Source organism: Psychrosphaera sp. 1_MG-2023 (assembly GCF_030548245.1).
Classification (GTDB): Bacteria; Pseudomonadota; Gammaproteobacteria; order Enterobacterales; family Alteromonadaceae; genus Psychrosphaera; species Psychrosphaera algicola.
In genome coordinates this window covers 185,108-205,109 of the sequence record NZ_JAUORW010000003.1, presented here as the reverse complement: position 1 = coordinate 205,109, position 20,002 = coordinate 185,108, and the positions used below count along the sequence as shown (strand labels likewise).

Here is a 20,002-nt window from a genome sequence, read left to right as displayed (position 1 = left end):
GCAATTGCCACGTGTTAATCTAATTTATAACGACCACCGAATGTTGGGTCTCGTTCAAAGCAGGAAATAAAAGCATCCAAAACATAAGGGTCATACTTTGTCATTCGCCCGGCTTGGAGTGTTGCAATTGCTTTTGCAATGCCGGGGCGTTCTCGATAAGGTCGATCATTTGCCATTGCATCGTATGTATCTGCTACTGCAATTATTTTTGCTTCCAGAATGATTTCGTTTTCTTTTAGTCCTAACGGATAACCTGAACCATCTAATCGCTCATGATGCTGGCCTACCATTTTTTGAATGGGCCATGGGAAATGGGCATCTTTCAAAATAAATGCACCTTTTTCTGCATGCAATTTTAAATATTCAAATTCCGCTTGTTCTATTTTGCCACTTTTGTTCAGTAATTGTGATGGAATTACGATTTTACCTAAGTCATGAATTAACGCGCCAATTCTAAGGCCAAAAACTCGATCGGCCTTTAATCCAAGCTCTATCGCAATTTGCTCACTTATATGGGCAACATTTTTCTGATGGTGGGTTGTATAAGCGTCTCTGAGTTCAAGGGCATTTGAAATGGCCATTAACATTTCAACTAAAATTGTATCGTTGGAAAGTGACTGGAAATTTGCTTTAAGGTCGAGATAATGATCTTCTGCAGTTTCAAATTTACGACGAAGTTTGCGAACGTTTTTTCTAAATATCTTTGAAATGTTGGCGACTGTTTCAGAGTTATAATGATTTTCGCTTGCGGCGCCAATTACGGCAATGACTTTGCTTTCAATAATGAGAGGGAAACATATATATTCAGCAATTTCGTCTAAGGGGTGTGGAAAAAATGACTGATAATATTTTTGGTCCTTATTCGGCATTCGTAATACTTTTTTGACTTTAATTGACTCTGACCAAGGGCCTACATTGGGTAAATAGCTGAACTTTTTATACCCATTTTCCATTTTTGAAATAACTGATTTTGACCAAACCGTTAAGCTAAAGTTATCGACATTTTCATCAATAAAGTGAATGTAACCATAGATACTGTTTGTAACCCCAATAAAGATTTCCAAAAATTCCTGGGCAGCTTCATTCTTGGTTAAAAATGTTTGAGATAAAAACGTATTGAGTCGGTTTTCCATAGTTCCCTTGCCAGTAAATCAATGATAAATCCGTGAATAGAGCTAAGTATAGTTGATTAATGGCAGTAGATTTAAAAGACGTTGTTTTTGTTGATATACATCAAATAGAAAGGAAAAATAGTCGACACTTTTTAGATTTACGTCAAGGAGTGTTTAATTAATAGGCAATAATTAGAGCGAAGGTAGAGTTGAAGCTAAGACTAAAACAAATCAACTCAATTGATCCGTATTTTCTATAAGATAAAATGGATCCGCTTCACCAATTTTAATTTATAACGGATAAAAGAATAACTGAATGAGTGGGCGGCAAATTCAGAGATGCTCTGAAAGCCTTTAAAATTGGTCGGACTGGCCAGATTCGAACTGGCGACCCCTGACACCCCATGACAGTGCGCTACCAAGCTGCGCTACAGTCCGACACTAGTGTACGCAGGGGATAATATAAAACTGCGGCTGAATTGCAACCTGTTAATTATACTAATGTTTTGTTCGGCTAATTAATGGTCGATTGGCGAAGCAATAAAAGCCAAGCCCAACCCTAGGCTTAGCTGTTATTCTTTCTGGCGATTATCTGACAAGTACGGCAGTTGTATAGGCGGGTATTGTTACTGTTGTATCGGCAATGTGTGTTTGTTTGACAATATCGTCAAAGCCATTGCGTTGTACCGGATGTAACTTGTACTTATTTGCCTGAGGAATCGATATTTTTTGGCTCGTCGCGTTATTGTTAAAAATCACAACAATGGAGTCATAGTTAGGGTCTAGTTGACCTTTTGTTGTGTCACCCACATTTACGTCGTTTATTTTCATGACAATTAAACCAGCAACATGTTGTGGGCCAGTATTCATAAATTGCACATTTTGATTTATTTGCTCCGCTGTTCTCAATCGGAATAGCGCAGAACTGGTTCTGATCCTGATAAAGTCCGCAAATATGTTAGCACTACGTTCAATTTGAGCGGGGCTTACATCGTCATTGTTGCCGTTTTTATCTAAGATTTTCGAAATAATTGGCCAATTATCTTGATCTTTTTCCGCAGGCGGTAATCCCACGTCGTAGTTGTTTGTTTGGTAACTAAAATCAACTTTATTAAACCAATCGCCGTAATCGTAGCTGTCGCGCAAAAAAGCTTTAGAGCGGAGCAATTCAGATCCCATATGTAAAAACGGTATACCTTGCGCTAACAGAGCGTATGACAACGACTGAGATTGAATCCTTACCCTATCATCACTTGTCATATTAAACGGCAGTCTATATTGATGATTGTCCCACAATGTTTGATTATCATGTTTTGAAACATAATTAATCGTATCAGCAGGGTCTGACGCATAACCCGCAGGATTACCGCCGTATAGAACGTTAGTGCCAGCAATAAGTTGCCCGTTAATGTCATTGAAGCTAAACGTCTTTAAATTCGCAGCTAGCCCTAAACGAACGATGTCCATCGAGTTATTATAATGAGCTTGTTGATTGTTTCCTCTTTGCATTTCGTTTGGTACAACATACAAGCCATTACCAATTCCCTGATCAAAGCGGAGTTTCTCTGCGTTCGTTTGAAAATTACCGCCACGTATTGCATCTCGCAGACGGTCGGTAAATGTGCCAATTTCTGTGCCACTGAGTTCTTGCTGACTTGCTTGAACAAATTGGGCGTTGTTGCCAACTTCACCAAAATTCCAGCCTTCACCATAAAAGTAAGTATCAGAGTCAACTTGTTGAACGGCTTTGCGGCTTTCCAACATCGCTGATTTTGGTTGGTGTCCCATCAAATCAAAACGGAAGCCGTCAATTTTGTAATCTCTTGCCCAAACCACCAATGAATCTTTCATTAGTTTAGCCATCATGGCATGTTCAGTTGCACTATTGTCACAACAGGTCGATTGTTCAATTGCGCCTGTTTTGATATTGAGGCGATGGTAGTAACCCGGCACAACTTTATCTAGAACCGATTTTTCAGCTAATCCAGATGCAAATGTGTGATTGTATACAACGTCCATGATGACTCTAAAACCTTTGGAGTGAAGGCTTTGCACCATTTCTCTAAATTCAACAATTCGATTAATACCCTCAGGATCCACCGCGTAACTTCCCTCTGGTACAGTATAGTGGAATGGGTCATAACCCCAGTTGTAGTCGTCATTTCCACGAATTTTCTCAACGAGCGCTTGTGCGTCACCGGTTCTTGGATCGTAACTTTGTAACTTCTGGCGCAGAGTCTCATTTGTCTCCAAGTTTAAACAAGCACTCAACTCAGGAAATTGTTGGCACACCTTAGTCATAGAGTCGTCTAGGCTAATAGCAATGCTTGGGTCTTCATTAATTGTTGATAAGTCATACGTGGGTAAGAGGTGAATGGTATTTAACCCGGCTTCTTTAAGCATGGCTAAATGTATCATCCCAAAGCTATCGGTTTCTGAAAATGCCTTATATTTACCTTTAAACAAGTTGTTGCTTAGTGCCGTATCTGAGGCGCTAAAATCTTTAATATGGGTTTCATACAAAATAAGATCTTCTGGTGCTTCCACTGTTGGAATGGAGTGTGAATCCCAACCAAGGGGCTTAGTTGCAACAGAAGTTAAATCGACAATTTGGCTGTACTTACTATTTCGTGACAAACTTAAGCTGTAAGGGTCAGTTACGGTAACGGTTTCAAATTGGTCGGTGGCCGGATGAAATAAAGTCAGCTGGTATTGATAATACTGTGATATCAAAGAAGCGGGACCTTTTATTGCCCAAGTGCCTGTTTTGTTATCTTCGACCATCGCCAGTTTTGCAGGAGTTAGTGGCTGTTTGTTTTTATCAAAAAGCAATACATTAACAGACACAGCTGTTGGTGCCCAAAGCTTAAATTGAACCTCTTTAGGGAGTACTGATGCGCCAAAATCGTTTATCTCGTCGGCATCATCAAAAGACGCGGTATAAAGGTGGTCAATCGCGCCGTATTGCTGCAACTTGGTGGTTTGCTGCGAGCTGCCTTGTGGCGTATAGATGACTCGATTTTTACTTTTTAGAAGGCGTTTAACGTCAGGAAGTTCCTTTGATTCAAAAGCATTGAGGTGACTTAGATGCGGAAACTTTTCACTAAGTCGCGCAGGAAATTTGACAGCTCTGAAAATTGTCGTTACTTCCATGCCGTCAATTAACGTAGAATGTAATGTGACTTGTTTTACGTTAGTAGGAGAGTCTAAAGCAATGATATTTGCTTCGAGCCAATGGGCGTCATTGGCAAATTTGGCTGAATCAATAGAGCTTGAATTTGACTCTTTTTGTGTACAGCCAGAAATAGAATAGGTTGTTGTTATAACGGTTAAAACAACAATTACTTTGGTTAATAAATTAAACATGCGTTTGTTCCCTGTTAAAGGTGAGGCAGCGGCTTAATTAGTCGAACCAATGTTTATGTTGCTCCGACGTCAAAAAACTCCACGCGACAAATCGGCTTACTTTATTGCCTTGCGCCATGTCGACTGTTTTTACCTGGACTGCTTTTACCTGATTTAATGCTGTGTATATGGCAGGAAGGTTTTGTTTTTTTGAAATCAGCGATGTAAACCACAGTACTTGTGATCCAAATTGTTGACTTTCCCTTACCATATTTTGGACAAAACTAATCTCACCGCCTTCACACCATAGTTCATTACTGCGGCCGCCGAAGTTGAGCTTCAAATCTTTTGAACTAGTGTTTTTACCTTTGTTCAGATTTTGTATTTTTCGTTTTGAACCTTGTTCCGCTTCTTCTTGAGATGAATGAAAAGGCGGATTACACATGCTAAACGTAAACCTATCATTTTGTTTAATAATACCGTCTAAAACATGCAATGAATTCGTTTGCATACGTAATTTTAATGCTGATTTAAGCTTTGGGTTAAATTGTGATAATTGTTTTGCCCAATTGATAGAATCAGGGTCGATGTCAGTACCGACAAACTGCCATTGGTATTCGTGGTTACCAATAATGGGATATACGAGATTCGCCCCAGTACCTATGTCTAAGCCTTTGATTTTGCGATTAACGATTTTTTTAATTTTGGTGGACGTTTGAATTAGGTCCGCCAAATAATGAATGTAATCTGCACGCCCTGGGATAGGCGGGCATAAAAATTGTTCTGGTAAATCCCAAGCGACTAAACCGTACATCGATAATAAAAGAGACTTATTAAGCTCTTTTACTGCGATATCGTCAGCAAAATTGATCGTAGCAATCCCTTTAGGGTTTGTCTTTAAATACGATGTTAAGGTTGGGTTTACCTTACACAGCTCAGTGAAATCGTAACCGACACCATTTTCAGATGTGTGTCGATTTCTAGGATGAAGCTTTGATTTTTGCAAGGTATCACTTAATTTTAGTTGGGTTAACTAATGATAGTTAAAGTTCAGAAAACTCTTTACTGTCTCTATTATAAACTTCGATTTTACCTGACTTTATGTCATATACCCAACCATGTAGTTGTAATTCGTTACTGTATAACTTAGTAAAGACCGCAGGGTGGGTAGATAAGTGACGCAGTTGCAAGACAACGTTTTGTTTAGTGACTTCGTCTAAATGGTGATCCCCTAAACAATCATTATGTTGATGTTCAACTGCTTCTTTAGCCGCTCGGCAATGATCTAACCAAATTTTTACATGGGGTAAATTTTTAACGGTTTCGGGCTGCATCGCAGCTGTCATTGCTCCACAATTACTGTGACCACAGATCACAATATGTTTTACACCTAATACTGACACTGCATATTCAATTGAAGCGGTCATTCCACCCGTTTCATTTGAATGTGGCGGTACTATGTTACCTGCGTTTCGGCAGATAAACAGTTCTCCGGGGTTACTTTGAGTAATTAAGTTAGGATCAATCCTTGAGTCCGAACAGGTAATAAACAATACTTCTGGGTTTTGGTAATCAGCAAGTTTCTCAAAACGCGCTTTATGCATTGGGTATACTTCTTGTTGGAATCGTTTGAGCCCATCAATAAACTTCGGCATTTATTTAGTTCCTATTTTCAGTCTCTATTCACAGGTTATTTTTGTTGTGATTCTGCGAGCGCTAAGGATATAGGGAAATCGATGGCTAATAAACAAAGTTTGGAAATTTGTTAAAGTGGTCTTAGCTGTTAATTTGAATTCTTTGATTTTATTCACTTAATTAAAGAAGAGGTAAATGGTAACTGTGCTGCAATTATGGGGTATAAAAACAGATATTAATCAGTATGTATTATTAAAAATGGATGGATTATGACAGTCATTAAAAACGGGCGAACAAACCGCGATCTGTTCACCCAATTTGCTTTTTAGTCGACAACCTTTGCTAAATTTTTAGCGAGAGATTCTGGTAATTGGCTTTTTACCTGTTTCAAAGTTGTTTGTAACTCAGTAACTGTATTAGCCACAACATTGATGTGACCCATTTTACGTTTTGCACGAACTGATTTGTCGTACCAATGTAAGTGGGTGTTTTCGATGGCCTGTAGCGTTTTACTTGGTTTTGCTTCACCAACATAATTGACCATGGCCACCTGTTTGTCGGTTGTTGTGCCTGTCACAGTTAAACCTGCAACCGCTCGAATGTGGTTTTCAAACTGGCTTACCTGGCAACCTTGTTGTGTCCAGTGACCTGAATTATGCACTCTTGGGGCAATTTCATTTACCAATAATGTATCACCAACTTGGAATAACTCGATGGCTAGCACGCCAACATAATTTAATTCATTGGCGATGCTTTGATGAATTTGTTGCGCTTTGTTTTGCAATTCGTCACTGTTATTTGGCGCAGGCGCTAATGACAAAACAAGTTGACCATCACCGTGATGATTCTCGGTCAAAGGATAATAGTGATGTTTACCTTTGATGTCGGTAATACCTAGTAATGAGATTTCTCTTTCAAATTCAATGCATTGCTCTGCGATAAGTGGCATGTGGCCAAAATCAAAAGTGCTCAGCTCGTTGCTTATCGATGCAAAATCACGTTCTGAAAATATACGCCATTGACCATATCCATCATAACCGTCACGGCTCGTTTTTAAGATGACTTTTGGACCTAATGTTTTATAGGCTTCAGTTAAATCATCTACCGAGTGGATAATACGGTGTGTGCAGTTTGGTATCGAAAGTGAGCTTAATAGTTGCTTCTCGACAATTCTATCAGCACCGGCAGCAATAGAATTTGCCCCTGGACGCAATTTTCCGGTTGCCTGCGCAGTCGCCAACAATTCTTTAGGTAGGTGTTCAAATTCTGACGTGATTGCAATGCAGTGAGCAAAAGCCGTTTCAACATCAACTGCTAATACAGTTTTGTCGACAGGATTAACACAACATAACCTGTCTGCGTCTACAGCAATAATATTAATGCCTAGCTGACTTGCGGCTAAATACATCATGCGAGCAAGTTGCCCGTGACCTAATACGACAACGAGGTCGTTACCATTATTTAAATAATCTGCATTGCCTGAAAATTTATGGGTCATTGTTGTGTCGCTTTAATTTAAAAGGATCTAATTATAGGTGGAGACGCGAGCCACCACCTGATAGGTAAACTCGAATTAAAAGTCGAGTTTGTGGTTTTCTAATACATCTTTAGTTTGCGCAATGCGGAACGCTTTTACTTTTTCCGTAACTGCCGGGTCATTTAAACCAATGATTTGCGCTGCTAATAAACCCGCGTTCCCGGCACCGGCTTCACCAATAGCTAACGTGCCTACTGCAACACCTTTTGGCATTTGCACGATTGAATAGAGTGAGTCGACACCACTTAATTTACTCGACTTAACCGGGACACCTAACACTGGGATGTGTGTGAACGCGGCAATCATGCCAGGTAAATGAGCAGCCCCACCCGCACCAGCTATAATGACTTGGTAACCTTTTTCTTCGGCAGTTTCTGCAAATTCTTGTAATAAGTGCGGAGTACGGTGTGCAGACACTACTTGGGCATGGTATTCAATGCCAAATTGGTCAAGCATTTCTGCTGCATGTTTCATCGTTGGTCCATCTGATTGTGAACCCATAACAATTGCTACTCGTTTCATTTCATCCGCCGTATTTACGTAAATGGAATAAATGCTTAGTCAGCATTTATTAACATTATTTGCTTCGATTATTTTCATTAGAGGTAGGTTAGTAATACCGCTAATAACTAAAGCCGCGCATTCTACCAAAATCAAAGAATAGGATCATCTTTGATTTTCGTAAATAGTCGATTGTTTGTTCTATTCTAATAAAACTGTACCTAATCAATCGTGAAATTTATTGTCAACAGGTTATACTGTCTAAAAATACAGTGATAAAGTGGTTAGTATGCAGGCGCAATTAAAACAATATTTTGGATTTGACTCTTTTCGAAAAGGGCAGGAAGAAACTGTTAAATCGGTACTTAGTGGCCGCTCTGCAGCTGCTATATTTCCTACTGGATCCGGTAAGTCACTTTGTTATCAATTACCGGCACTAATGTTACCTAATTTAACCTTAGTGGTTTCACCGCTGGTGGCATTAATGAAGGATCAATTGTCATTCTTACAATCTAAACATATCCCCGCCGCCGCATTAGACTCAAGTTTAACTTTTAATGAAACTAAGGCAATTTGGGCCGACCTGCGTGCTGGAAAAACAAAAGTATTAATGGTGGCGGTAGAGCGTTTTAAAAATGAACGTTTTAGGCAATCCATTAAAAACATTCCTATTTCGTTACTTGTAATAGACGAAGCTCATTGTATTTCGGAATGGGGTCATAATTTTAGGCCTGACTATTTGAAGTTACCATCTTACCAAGCTGAGTTTGGCATTACTCAAACGTTACTGCTCACCGCAACGGCCACTCCCGTTGTAATAGAAGACATGGCAAATAAATTTAATATCGCACCACAGGACATACAAACAACGGGTTTTTATCGGCCAAATTTGCATCTTAATATTAAAGCCATGCCCGAAGCGCAAAAGTACGATTTTATTGTTGATTATTTATCTAAATCCGCACGATTTAAGCCAATAGCGAATCAATATCGTGAGGCTGACGCCAATAATTCAGCCGCCAATAACGTAATGGGTGCACAGGGCTCTCATGCGTGTCCGACAATTATTTATGTTACTTTGCAGAAAAACGCGGAAGATTTAGCAACTAAATTAAAACACGATGGCTTTAACGCTGTTGCATATCATGCCGGTTTAGCCAGTGACTTACGAAGCACTATTCAAAATGCATTTATGGACGATAAAGTCGATATTATCGTCGCGACCATTGCATTTGGAATGGGGGTGGATAAATCGAATATTCGAAATGTTATCCATTTTGATTTACCTAAATCAATTGAAAACTATTCTCAGGAAATTGGTCGTGCCGGGCGCGACGGTAACGTCTCTGATTGTTTAACTATAGTAAACAAAGAACGTTTGAATGTATTAGAAAATTTTGTATATGGCGATACACCTGAACTGCAGGATATTCACTTTGTGCTGCAAGACATACAAAGCCAATCTAACACGGAACCGTTAAACGAGTGGCATGTGCAGCTTTATCGATTGTCCCAGGAGTGTAATATTCGTCAATTGAGTTTAAAGACGCTTATGGTTTACCTTGAAATGCGCGGCATTATTAAGCCGAAGTACAGTTATTTTGCGGAGTATCGTTTTAAATTGCTGGTGGCAATGGATGTCATTGAAGCTGCGTTTAATGGCGAACGTCTTGAATTTGTACGCGCTATTTTTGACGCGTCAGACAAGAAAAAAATCTGGTGGCAACTTAACTTTGATAATATTTTTGAACAATACAATCACAATGGTAACGGAGCCCAACGAGGCCGAGTGATAACGGCATTGGAGTATTTTTCAGATAAAGGTTGGGTTGAGCTCGAAGCAAAACAAATGACAGAAGTGTTCGATGTTTCTGATAACACGTTTTTTGTCGCCAAAGTCGCAAAAGAACTCACCGATACCTTTGTACAAAAGCAGGATGTCGAAGTGGCTCGGATCCACAACATGTTGAAGTTATTTGAACGTCCACAATGTTTGAGTAATCAATTGTCGTTATATTTTGGTGATAAAGCAGCGCCAAGTCATTGTGGTCATTGCAGTGTATGTCATGGAAACATTGTGCATTATCCTCAATGTTCAACCCCGGATTTACCTTCTAGTGAAACATTAAAAGAATTGAGTAAACCATTTTTAACAAGCTACCAGGCAGATCAATTTAAGTTACCGTCGGCGGAACTTCTGACTAAATTTTTGTGTGGCATTAGCGTGCCTTTATTCACTCGGCTTAAAGCTAGAAAAATAGACAACTTTGCACGGTTGGAAAATAATTCGTTTTCGGAAATATTGTCGATTTCAAGACTCATTTTGTCTGACTAAAGCGGTGTTAGTAACCAAATAGCGTTATGGTAATTACCGACGTGTTGTTTGATAAGATTAGATGTGTGTTTTAGGTGTGAGATTTAACAGTTGGTTTAGCGTTGTTGATTAGAAAAGGGTCAGTTCTGAATCATCTAATGGGAATTTTGTAGACTCTGCATATTTAGACAAAGGAAATGCCGATTTAGTGAGGGGATGATTCTGCATAAATTGCAAAAATCTTCCGCTATCGATCATGGCTTTTAATCCCGATTGAACTTGTTGCGCTAATTCTGGATTTGAACTTTTTACGTAGAAATACATTTTTTGATCATAATGAAATAAAACTTTGGTACTAAATGTAAGGTTTGGGTACATTTCTTTTACTTTTAACAACTCGCCTTCACCTTCGAAGATGCTGAGCGGTAAAAAGTCGCAACGCCCTAAACTGACCATCTTCATCATAGAATCAAAGTTAATAACGTGGATCACGTTTATCCCAACGGCTTCTAGTTTGTTGGCATCCGGCCAGTGGTGACCTTGGCATGCAATGTATTTTTTTAATTGGACGATATGTTTTGTTTGGTTGAAGGCATTAAGGAAGTCTTTTTTTATAATAGAGCCTCGGATCCCTAATCCACCTAAAAACAACGGAACTGGAATTTTAAGCAACATTTTATCACGTTCAATGCTTTGACCTGTCCACAAAATGTCGTACAAGTCGGTATCTCGCAGCAGCTGCAACGCCCTTGCTTCACCTTGGTGGTCGATGATTTTTAATGTGTCACTGTGTCCTGATTCGGCAAGTGCCAATTTCAATAGGCTGATAAAATAATCATGACTTGCGTCATGACTCGATTGTGGACCAACCGTCTTAATTTCAGCTAGCGAACTTGTCGGTAGCCAAAGTAGATTGATGATAGTAAAAAATACTGCAATTTTTTTGTTCACCATAATCTTAACAATTTGCGGTAGGTAAATTTAATATTAATGCAGATTTCAAAAAAAACCTATTGTTAAAATAACAAACAAAACTTCGTGTTGTCATCCTTCTAAATCTGGATGAACCAACTGTTTGTATCCAATACTAAATAATTTGAAATATTTGTTCTTGAGATAGAAATACGTACTTAGCTAAAAGTTGAGTTGGGGTTAAGGAAAACACGTTGTATCATTGCAACTAATCGTCACGTTATTATTCATCAAGCTGTATACGTTTGATTTTTTGAGAGAAGTGAAATGCGGAATTCCTTATTGGATTTATTGATCGACCAGCTGCAGTGTTTACCTGGCGTTGGTAATAAAACGGCCCAAAGAATGGCTTATCATCTTTTACAACGTAAAAGACAGGCCGGTGCCGATTTAGCCCAAACGTTAGCGAAAGCAATGGTTGATATTGGTCAATGTCAGTCATGTCGCGATTATACTGAGCATGATATATGCGAGCTCTGTAATAATCCCAAACGACTAGAAGCAGAATCAATTTGTGTTGTTGAAACAGCGGCGAATTTGTTAGCCGTTGAGCAAAGTGGTCAATATTCTGGACGTTATTTTGTATTACATGGCTGTTTATCGCCAATTGATGGGGTTGGGCCGTCCGAGTTGGGGCTATTTGAATTACAAAAACAACTTGAGACACATGGATATAAAGAAGTGATTTTGGCATTGAACCCGAGTGTTGAGGGAGAAGCAACCGCACATTTTATTGTGGATATTTGTCGTGGTCTTAATTTGCCGATAAGCCGTATCGCTCATGGGATACCGGTTGGCGGTGAACTTGAAATGGTCGACAACACAACCATTAGTCATGCTTTGATGGGACGTCAATTACTTTAATTACCGTATAGAATATCAACATTAACCAGCCTTTGATTTAAATTTAGGTTGGTTAAAGTTTTCCAATACCCTTGAATTATCTCCTTTTGTACCTATTTACACTCCAGTTAATTTTATTTGTACAAGCAAACAGGAGACTTGACTATGTCGGAAGCGGCCACTCAAGGTAAACAAACCCACGGTTTTCAAACCGAAGTAAAACAACTATTACAACTGATGATCCACTCTTTATATTCAAATAAAGAGATCTTCTTACGTGAACTTATTTCAAACGCGGCGGATGCATCTGACAAACTTCGTTTTGCAGCACTTTCAAATAACGCGTTGTATGAAAATGACGGTGAATTGAAAATTCGCGTATCTTTTGATGAAGAAAAGAACACGGTAACGATAGAAGATAACGGCATTGGTATGAATGCTGACGATGCGACAGAGCATTTAGGTACGATTGCTAAATCTGGCACCGCAGACTTCTTCAAAAACCTGACTGGTGACCAAGCGAAAGATTCACAATTGATTGGTCAATTTGGTGTTGGTTTCTACTCTGCATTTATCGTAGCTAAAAAAGTTGTTGTACGTTCTCGTAAAGCTGGTGACGATGTATCTCAAGGGGTTGAATGGACAAGTGAAGGCGAAGGCGATTATACAATTGAACAAATTGAAAAATCGACTCGCGGTACTGAAATTACGCTTTTCCTAAGCGACGAAGAAAAAGAATTTGCTAGCGACTTTAAACTTCGTTCTATCATTAAAAAATACTCTGATCATATCGCAACACCGGTTGAGATGTGGAAAGAAGGTACGCCTGAATCTGAAGGTGAAGATGGCGAAAAAATTGAAGCCGTTGAGGGTGAATGGGAAGTTATCAACAAAGCGGATGCGCTTTGGACTCGCGATAAATCAGAGCTTGAAGACGCTGAGTATCAAGAGTTTTACAAACATATCAGTCATGACTTTGAAGACCCGCTAACGTGGGCTCATAATAAAGTTGAAGGTAAGAGCGAATATACTTCATTACTTTATATTCCTAAAAAAGCCCCATTCGATTTGTGGAATCGTGATAAACAACGTGGTCTTAAATTATACGTTCAACGTGTATTTATCATGGATGACGCTGAGCAGTTTATGCCAACGTACTTACGTTTTGTAAAGGGTCTAGTTGACTCAAATGATTTGCCATTAAACGTATCGCGCGAAATTTTACAAGACAACAAAGTTACCCAGACGTTACGTAAGGGTTGTACTACTCGCGTTTTGAAAATGTTAGATCGCATGGGTAAAAATGATAAAGAAAATTATCAAATGTTTTGGGATGAATTTGGTCAGGTTCTGAAAGAAGGTCCGGCTGAGGATATGGGGAACAAAGAAGCAATCGCCAAATTATTGCGTTTTGCATCTACTCATAATGAAGATGGGACTCAAAGTGTTTCTTTCCCAGAATACCTTGAGCGTGCAAAAGAAGGCCAAGACAAGATTTATTACTTAGTTGCGGACACATACGAAGCAGCTGCGAATAACCCAGCACTTGAAATATTCCGTAAGAAAGGCATTGAAGTTGTACTTATGTATGACCGCATTGACGAGTGGTTGATGTCTCACTTAACTGAATTTGATGGTAAACAGCTTGTTTCAGTCACTCGCGGTGATCTTGATTTAGGTGACTTAGAAGACGAAGAAGCGAAAAAAGCGCAGGAAGATGCAGATAAAGAATTTGCGACTTCAATTGAGCGTTTCCAAGGCGTTATCAGCGACCGAGTTAAAGAAGTTAAGGTTTCACATCGCTTAACAGATTCACCGGCGTGTATCGTTACAGGGAACTCAGATATGAGCCCTCAAATGATTGATTTGATGAAACAAATGGGACAGCCTGTGCCAGACGTTAAACCAGTATTTGAAGTGAATATGGAGCACGAATTAGTGAAGCATATTGACCAAGTGCAGGATGAAGCGCAGTTTAAGCAGTGGGTTGAAGTGTTATTAGACCAAGCAACACTTGCAGAGCGCGGCACTATTAGTGACCCAAGTACTTTTGTAAAACGCATGAATAGCCTAATGTTGTCATTAACTAAATAATGCCAATATTAAATTAGGGAAGGGAGCTTAGGCTCCCTTTTTTATTGCAATTTTGGTATTTAAAGCAACAACACGTTAAGGCATTTTAGAGCAAAACCTATTTCGAATGACGCATTTCTATTAGATTTTTGACTGGGTGAAATTTTGGTAAGAAACCTATTTATTTTTCATATTTAAACGTAAACAAGGTCTATGTTTTTCACGATTATTACCAAACTGTTAAATCCTAAAACTATTTCATTATAAATTGAGTCACTGTGCTTTTGTGTGAAAAAGTTAGACGGATAGCGTCAATTTAAATTGCCATACAGAGACAGGGAACCGTGAATATTACTAACGCCTAGCGTCAAATTTATTTACTCATGCTTTATAGCTCAAGGTTTAAAGACCGTTCGAAAAAATATAATCAATGGCTTAATATTCATTCGACTTTGGTCTAAACCCATAGGGGGGTGGGTTGTTATCGGTTTTGGAATATGACAATATGCGCGCAATATAAAAGTTTCTTAATTTTATCTGAGGTTATATTCCATGCGGATTATTCTGTTAGGCGCACCGGGCGCTGGTAAGGGGACACAAGCACAATTCTTAATGAATAAATATGGTATCCCGCAAATTTCTACGGGTGACATGTTGCGTGCTGCAATAAAAGAAGGCACTGAGTTGGGGCTTGAAGCTAAAAAAGTAATGGATGCGGGACAGCTAGTGTCTGACGATCTTATTATTGGATTAGTTAAAGAGCGCATTTCAAAAGCCGATTGCGAAAATGGGTTTTTGTTAGATGGTTTCCCTCGTACTATTCCGCAAGCCGATGCAATGAAAGAAAACGGCGTAGCTGTTGATTATTGTCTTGAGTTTGATGTACCAGATGAGGTTATCGTTAACCGTATGAGTGGTCGTCGAGTTCATCCTGGCTCTGGCCGTGTATACCACTTGGTATATAACCCGCCAAAAGTCGAAGGTAAAGATAACGAAACTGGTGATGATTTAGTCATCCGCCCTGACGATGAAGTTGAAACCGTACGTAAACGCTTAGGTGTTTATCATGAGCAAACTCAACCGTTAGTAGCGTATTACAAAGCAGAAGCAGACGCTGGAAACACTAAGTTTGCGACAATCGACGGGACACAAGACGTTGATGCGGTAAGCGCTGAGTTAGCTAACATCCTTGGTTAATAACACTGTTGTTTAATATGAAAAGCCTGCATTTTATGCGGGCTTTTTTGATGGTAAATATTTAATAATGTAGCTTTGCAGGAATTGTATATGGACGTTAAATCGATATTAATTAATGTATTGGTGAATCTAAAATCTGTTGTTTCTAAGATACCTGCCCCCTTGTTTGAACAATCACTTGCCCCTGACATGGCGCCTTTAGGTGCACAAGTTCAAATTGCAGCTAATTTTACTTTACGTGGTATGTTGCCTTTAGTCGGTAAACCGGTTGCCGATTTAGCTCTAAACGGAATAGGAAAACAAATGTGCCTGGAAAAAATTGACCATTGCATGTTGGCCTTGTCCGTTGAGGAGTTACCGCTAGGTTGGGAGTTACAGAGTGATATTTCAGAAAAAGCAGGTTTTTCCGAAATTTCATTACCGCCATTAGATTTTGTTCTCAAATATATCCTACCAAATTGTTACTTCCATTCGAGTATGGCTTATGCAATTGCCCGCAGTCATGGTGTTGCTTTGAGTAAAGGTGATTTTGACGGACTACATAGCTACCCAGTTGGCTTTAGTTTTTATTAACTATTTCAACTGGAGCGATTCAGTGACAAATTTAGTGGTTAGCTAAATTGTTTCTTGTCGTAGTAGAGAGGCGATATAGAGATTAATCAGATATGATAAGAAAGTTGGAATGTATTTGTTTATAGATTCCAACAATAACGTTATTCGTTTATCTTAGATCATCAATTTTTAAATAACTAATTTGGACATTTTATGCAGTTGGAGCTTATTCAATTTACATCGTTTTACGCGGGATTACTGGCATTTGTGTACGTAGTGCTGTCATTTCGGATCATTTTAATGCGACGTAAATACCAAGTGGGTATTGGTCATGGCAAGCAAAATGAACTTCATCGTGCTATTCGAGTACACGGCAACTTTGCGGAATATGTGCCATTAGCACTGTTATTAATGTTGCTACTTGAATTAAATCAAACTGAAAGTTGGCTAATGCACTTATTGGGATTAAGTTTGCTAATTGGTCGCTTGTTTCATGCGCTGGGGTTAGGTAAAAGTGCAGGGACTTCGGTTCCACGTTTTGTCGGCGGGATCCTGACATATACTATGATGTTAGTAGCGGCTGGCTTAAACATAGCGATGGTTTATTGAATTGTAATTGATTGCATTGTTGTAAAAACGCGGACAGGTTACAGTGATAAATCATTTTTCTGAAAAGGGTTTATCACCTATCGTGACGGATTAACGGCGCTTTTAAACATTGATTGGCTGAATTACAGACACAAAAAATCCGGAGTGGCGAACCATTCCGGATTTTTAAAATTCACAAAATTGCGAAAATTAAAAGTCTTTATTTAAAGAGCTTTAATTTGAGCATTAAAGCGGCTCTTATGACGAGCAGCTTTGTTTTTGTGAATAAGACCTTTAGTTGCATAACGATCTAAAACTGGAACTAAAGCTGTGAATGCTTCAACTGCAGTTTCTTTCTGACCAGCTTCAATAGCTGCAACAACTCTTTTCATGTACGTACGCATCATAGAACGACGACTCGCATTGTGTTGGCGAGACTTCTCAGAAGTTATAACACGTTTTTTAGCAGACTTAATGTTAGCCAAGACTGACTCCTAAAAATATAAATTCGATTTAACCGGTTTTTAAGGCCGCGAATTTTGCCTGTTTCTATCCCTGTTGTCAAACCCTTTTGAGTTTATTTAAACAATTCTGTCCTACAGGAAAACTATGTATAATTCACGGCGCTGTGCGATTGTAATGATTTAAATAAGAACAACAAGGATTAAGCGTTTGGCATTATTAAAATCTGGCCTCATTGTTTCATTAATGACGCTCATTTCTAGGGTATTAGGTTTAGTTCGTGATGTTGTGATTGCAACATTAGTAGGTGCAGGTGTTAATGCTGACGTTTACTTGTTTGCCAACCGGATCCCGAATTTCTTACGCCGTTTATTTGCCGAAGGGGCCTTTGCCCAGGCATTTGTCCCCGTTTTAACAGAAGTAAAAGAACAACATGGCGATGACGAAGTTCGCGTATTAGTTGCTAAAGTCGCAGGTACCTTAGGTGTCATTGTTACTTTTATTACCCTATTCGCGGTTATCGCCTCACCGATAATCGTAATGGTATTCGGTACGGGTTGGTTTATTGACTCGTTAAATGGTGACGGTGAAAAGTTTGAAATGGCGTCGCTATTATTAAAAATCACCTTTCCTTACCTGTTTTTTATTACGTTTGTTGCACTTTCTGGCGCGGTACTTAACACCTATAATCGGTTTGCCGTAGCGGCATTTACGCCGGTCTTTTTGAACATTGCAATTATTGTTTGCGCCATATTACTAAAGGATCACGTGTCTGATCCCGCGTTTGCATTGGCAATAGGTGTCTTTTTTGGCGGATTGACACAGTTTCTATTTCAGTTGCCATTTATGTACCGTTCTGGGTTGTTAGTGAAGCCGCAGTGGGGGTGGAATGATCCCTACGTTAAACGCATCAGATTGTTAATGTTGCCGGCGATATTAGGCGTCTCAGTTCATCAGTTAAATGCTTTGGTTGATACAGTAATTGCGTCCTTTTTAATCACCGGTTCAATAAGTTGGCTGTATTATGCCGACCGGTTAATTGAGTTCCCTCTTGGGTTATTTGGAATTGGGATCGCAACTGTCATTTTGCCAAGTCTATCTAGGCTGCACACAACAGGTGATCCTCAACAATTTCAGGCGACGATGGATTGGGCATTGCGCTTTGTTTTGCTTATGGCGTTTCCTGCCATGGCGGGGTTAATGGTTTTAGGCCCACTAATTATCGATGTTTTATATGTCCATGGTGAGTTTAAAGTGTTTGACGCCCAACAAGTCTATTGGGCCGTGTTAGCTTATGGTTCGGGGTTACTGAGTTATATGTCAGTGAAAGTATTAGCCCCTGGGTACTTTGCCAGACAAGACACTAAAACGCCGGTTAGAATTGGTATCATTTCAATGATTGCCAACATAGTTTTTAACTTTATGTTGGCACCATTTTATGGCTATGTGGGCCTAGCGATTGCAACCGCAATGTCAGCAACGTTAAATGCTGTTTTGTTATATCGTGGATTAGCTGCACAGGGCGTGTATACCATTAGCCGATATACTTTGGTTTGGGTGGTTAAATTGATTGTTGCGACCATTTTCATGTCGGTTGTTTTATATCTCCTCTACCAAATGTGGTGGCACCCTGATATGCATTTTATGACGAGCATTGGTGTCATGATGTTACTCGTTTTATGTGCTATGTTTGGTTACTTTTTAGTCTTGTTTTTGCTGGGCTTACGGATCAGACATCTAAAAAGTGACAGTCTAATTTCTTAACATCAATGGCACATTTTTGAATTATCAAAATAAAATTAGATATATTAAAAAACAATTGCCTCATTTACGTTGTCTACGCTAGTAATTACCCGTTGAATACCGTTATAATTCGTCGGTTTTTTAACTTATGAAGTGTGGGTGATGGAGTTAGTTCGGGGCTTAATTAATTTGTCAGAACATCATAAAAATTGCGTCTTAACGATTGGCAATTTTGACGGTGTCCATATCGGCCATCAATACGTCATCGACAAACTGAAAAAAGTAGCTAAGCAACACAATGTGCCTTCGGCTGTCATGATTTTTGAACCTCAGCCACAAGAAGTGTTTTTGCAGGATAAAGCCGCGGCTCGTGTACTGACGTTTAGAGAAAAATATAAAAAGCTAAAGTCTCTAGGAATCGATAGGTTGATTTGCATCCGCTTTTGCTCGACTTTTGCAGATATGACTGCTGAGCAATTTGTCGCTAACTTGTTAGTTGATAAACTGGGTGTTAAACACGTTATTGTTGGGGATGACTTCAGGTTTGGTCAAAAAAGAACAGGCGACTTTACGTTATTGAAGTCTATGGCTTCAGAACTCGGCTTTTCGGTTGATGATAGCCAAACCTTTAAATTTAGTAATAAACGTGCCAGCAGTACGGAAGTGCGTAATAGGTTGTTAGCAAGTGACTTTTCCGGCGCGTCTGAATTGTTAGGGGCGGCGTTTGGGTTTCAAGGACGAGTGATTCACGGCCAGAAGAATGGTCGTAAGTTTGGTTTTCCCACTGCAAATATTGCAGTTAAACGAGCTGTACTTCCTATCCGTGGCGTGTTTGGTGTTAAAGCGTTGCTCGGAAACAAAGAGATTTTAGGTGTTGCCAATATTGGCAATAAACCAACGTTAAATGGAATTAAACCATTATTAGAAGTTCACTTATTTGACTTCGATGAACAAATATACGGACAGAGGTTACAAATTACCCCTGTTTTTAAAATTCGAGACGAAAAAAAGTTCGACTCGTTAGATGAATTAATCGCGCAAATATCGTTGGACGTTTCAACAGCCAAGCGCAAATTTTTAATAGATTAGACCCTTAAAGGTCTAATAAGCAGTAAATAATACGGAACC

Annotated in this window: 16 protein-coding genes and 1 tRNA gene; 8 read left to right on the top strand and 9 right to left on the bottom strand. The window is 39.3% G+C overall.

What is annotated here, in order from left to right:
* Positions 1-14 precede the first annotated feature (14 nt).
* The 7 genes from Q4575_RS03810 to purE form a co-directional block, all read right to left on the bottom strand.
* A complete protein-coding gene (locus tag Q4575_RS03810; RefSeq protein WP_303521358.1) occupies positions 15-1,133 on the bottom strand; it encodes an HD domain-containing phosphohydrolase in 1,119 nt (372 codons plus the stop codon).
* 340 nt (positions 1,134-1,473) lie between these two features.
* Positions 1,474-1,550: transfer RNA gene (locus Q4575_RS03805), tRNA-Pro, on the bottom strand.
* Between the two features lie 150 nt (positions 1,551-1,700).
* On the bottom strand, positions 1,701-4,478 hold the full coding sequence (gene pulA, locus Q4575_RS03800) for a pullulanase-type alpha-1,6-glucosidase (protein WP_303521357.1): 2,778 nt from the start codon (positions 4,476-4,478) through the stop codon (positions 1,701-1,703).
* Between the two features lie 37 nt (positions 4,479-4,515).
* On the bottom strand, positions 4,516-5,463 hold the full coding sequence (gene rlmF, locus Q4575_RS03795; protein ID WP_215962252.1) for a 23S rRNA (adenine(1618)-N(6))-methyltransferase RlmF: 948 nt from the start codon (positions 5,461-5,463) through the stop codon (positions 4,516-4,518).
* A gap of 37 nt (positions 5,464-5,500) precedes the next feature.
* Positions 5,501-6,112, bottom strand: a complete 612-nt coding sequence (locus tag Q4575_RS03790) for a carbonic anhydrase (protein WP_272180011.1) — start codon at positions 6,110-6,112, stop codon at positions 5,501-5,503.
* A 305-nt stretch (positions 6,113-6,417) separates the two neighbouring features.
* Entirely contained in the window at positions 6,418-7,590 is a 1,173-nt protein-coding gene (locus Q4575_RS03785) for a 5-(carboxyamino)imidazole ribonucleotide synthase (RefSeq protein WP_215962250.1), read from the bottom strand.
* A gap of 75 nt (positions 7,591-7,665) precedes the next feature.
* Positions 7,666-8,151, bottom strand: a complete 486-nt coding sequence (gene purE, locus Q4575_RS03780) for a 5-(carboxyamino)imidazole ribonucleotide mutase (protein WP_215962249.1) — start codon at positions 8,149-8,151, stop codon at positions 7,666-7,668.
* 268 nt (positions 8,152-8,419) lie between these two features.
* Here purE and Q4575_RS03775 point away from each other — a divergent pair, with 268 nt between their 5' ends.
* Entirely contained in the window at positions 8,420-10,465 is a 2,046-nt protein-coding gene (locus Q4575_RS03775; RefSeq protein WP_215962248.1) for an ATP-dependent DNA helicase RecQ, read from the top strand.
* Positions 10,466-10,573: 108 nt separating this feature from the next.
* On the opposite strand, the gene Q4575_RS03770 is transcribed toward Q4575_RS03775, so the two are convergent.
* Positions 10,574-11,395 carry a hypothetical protein gene (locus Q4575_RS03770; RefSeq protein ID WP_303521356.1) on the bottom strand — a complete coding sequence of 274 codons (822 nt, stop codon included), beginning with the start codon at positions 11,393-11,395 and terminating at the stop codon, positions 10,574-10,576.
* 288 nt (positions 11,396-11,683) lie between these two features.
* Here Q4575_RS03770 and recR point away from each other — a divergent pair, with 288 nt between their 5' ends.
* From recR to Q4575_RS03745, 5 genes are all read left to right on the top strand, one after another.
* On the top strand, positions 11,684-12,280 hold the full coding sequence (gene recR, locus Q4575_RS03765; RefSeq protein ID WP_215962246.1) for a recombination mediator RecR: 597 nt from the start codon (positions 11,684-11,686) through the stop codon (positions 12,278-12,280).
* A gap of 144 nt (positions 12,281-12,424) precedes the next feature.
* Positions 12,425-14,353, top strand: a complete 1,929-nt coding sequence (gene htpG, locus Q4575_RS03760; protein ID WP_215962245.1) for a molecular chaperone HtpG — start codon at positions 12,425-12,427, stop codon at positions 14,351-14,353.
* 531 nt (positions 14,354-14,884) lie between these two features.
* Positions 14,885-15,529 carry an adenylate kinase gene (gene adk, locus Q4575_RS03755; protein WP_215962244.1) on the top strand — a complete coding sequence of 215 codons (645 nt, stop codon included), beginning with the start codon at positions 14,885-14,887 and terminating at the stop codon, positions 15,527-15,529.
* 90 nt (positions 15,530-15,619) lie between these two features.
* Positions 15,620-16,102, top strand: a complete 483-nt coding sequence (locus tag Q4575_RS03750) for a DUF1993 family protein (protein ID WP_215962243.1) — start codon at positions 15,620-15,622, stop codon at positions 16,100-16,102.
* 192 nt (positions 16,103-16,294) lie between these two features.
* Complete coding sequence (locus Q4575_RS03745; protein ID WP_215962242.1) at positions 16,295-16,690, top strand: MAPEG family protein; 396 nt, start codon at positions 16,295-16,297, stop codon at positions 16,688-16,690.
* 203 nt (positions 16,691-16,893) lie between these two features.
* Here the strand turns inward: Q4575_RS03745 and rpsT are convergent, their stop codons facing one another.
* The gene (gene rpsT / locus Q4575_RS03740) at positions 16,894-17,154 is read right to left on the bottom strand and encodes a 30S ribosomal protein S20 (protein ID WP_215962241.1); all 261 of its coding nucleotides are present in this window, start codon (positions 17,152-17,154) and stop codon (positions 16,894-16,896) included.
* A gap of 187 nt (positions 17,155-17,341) precedes the next feature.
* On the opposite strand from rpsT, the gene murJ reads away from it, so the two are divergent.
* Positions 17,342-18,895 (top strand): murein biosynthesis integral membrane protein MurJ, encoded by a 1,554-nt coding sequence (gene murJ / locus Q4575_RS03735; protein WP_303521355.1) that lies wholly within the window; start codon positions 17,342-17,344, stop codon positions 18,893-18,895.
* A 141-nt stretch (positions 18,896-19,036) separates the two neighbouring features.
* Positions 19,037-19,963 carry a bifunctional riboflavin kinase/FAD synthetase gene (gene ribF / locus Q4575_RS03730; RefSeq protein ID WP_215962240.1) on the top strand — a complete coding sequence of 309 codons (927 nt, stop codon included), beginning with the start codon at positions 19,037-19,039 and terminating at the stop codon, positions 19,961-19,963.
* Positions 19,964-20,002 lie beyond the last annotated feature (39 nt).

Coding starts and splice junctions, on each gene's coding strand:
- adk (WP_215962244.1), top strand. CDS start 14,885: ATGCGGATTATTCTGTTAGGCGCACCGGGCGCTGGTAAGGGGACACAA.
- Q4575_RS03810 (WP_303521358.1), bottom strand. CDS start 1,133: ATGGAAAACCGACTCAATACGTTTTTATCTCAAACATTTTTAACCAAG.
- htpG (WP_215962245.1), top strand. CDS start 12,425: ATGTCGGAAGCGGCCACTCAAGGTAAACAAACCCACGGTTTTCAAACC.
- ribF (WP_215962240.1), top strand. CDS start 19,037: ATGGAGTTAGTTCGGGGCTTAATTAATTTGTCAGAACATCATAAAAAT.
- recR (WP_215962246.1), top strand. CDS start 11,684: ATGCGGAATTCCTTATTGGATTTATTGATCGACCAGCTGCAGTGTTTA.
- purE (WP_215962249.1), bottom strand. CDS start 8,151: ATGAAACGAGTAGCAATTGTTATGGGTTCACAATCAGATGGACCAACG.
- Q4575_RS03790 (WP_272180011.1), bottom strand. CDS start 6,112: ATGCCGAAGTTTATTGATGGGCTCAAACGATTCCAACAAGAAGTATAC.
- Q4575_RS03775 (WP_215962248.1), top strand. CDS start 8,420: ATGCAGGCGCAATTAAAACAATATTTTGGATTTGACTCTTTTCGAAAA.
- Q4575_RS03745 (WP_215962242.1), top strand. CDS start 16,295: ATGCAGTTGGAGCTTATTCAATTTACATCGTTTTACGCGGGATTACTG.
- Q4575_RS03785 (WP_215962250.1), bottom strand. CDS start 7,590: ATGACCCATAAATTTTCAGGCAATGCAGATTATTTAAATAATGGTAAC.
- pulA (WP_303521357.1), bottom strand. CDS start 4,478: ATGTTTAATTTATTAACCAAAGTAATTGTTGTTTTAACCGTTATAACA.
- Q4575_RS03750 (WP_215962243.1), top strand. CDS start 15,620: ATGGACGTTAAATCGATATTAATTAATGTATTGGTGAATCTAAAATCT.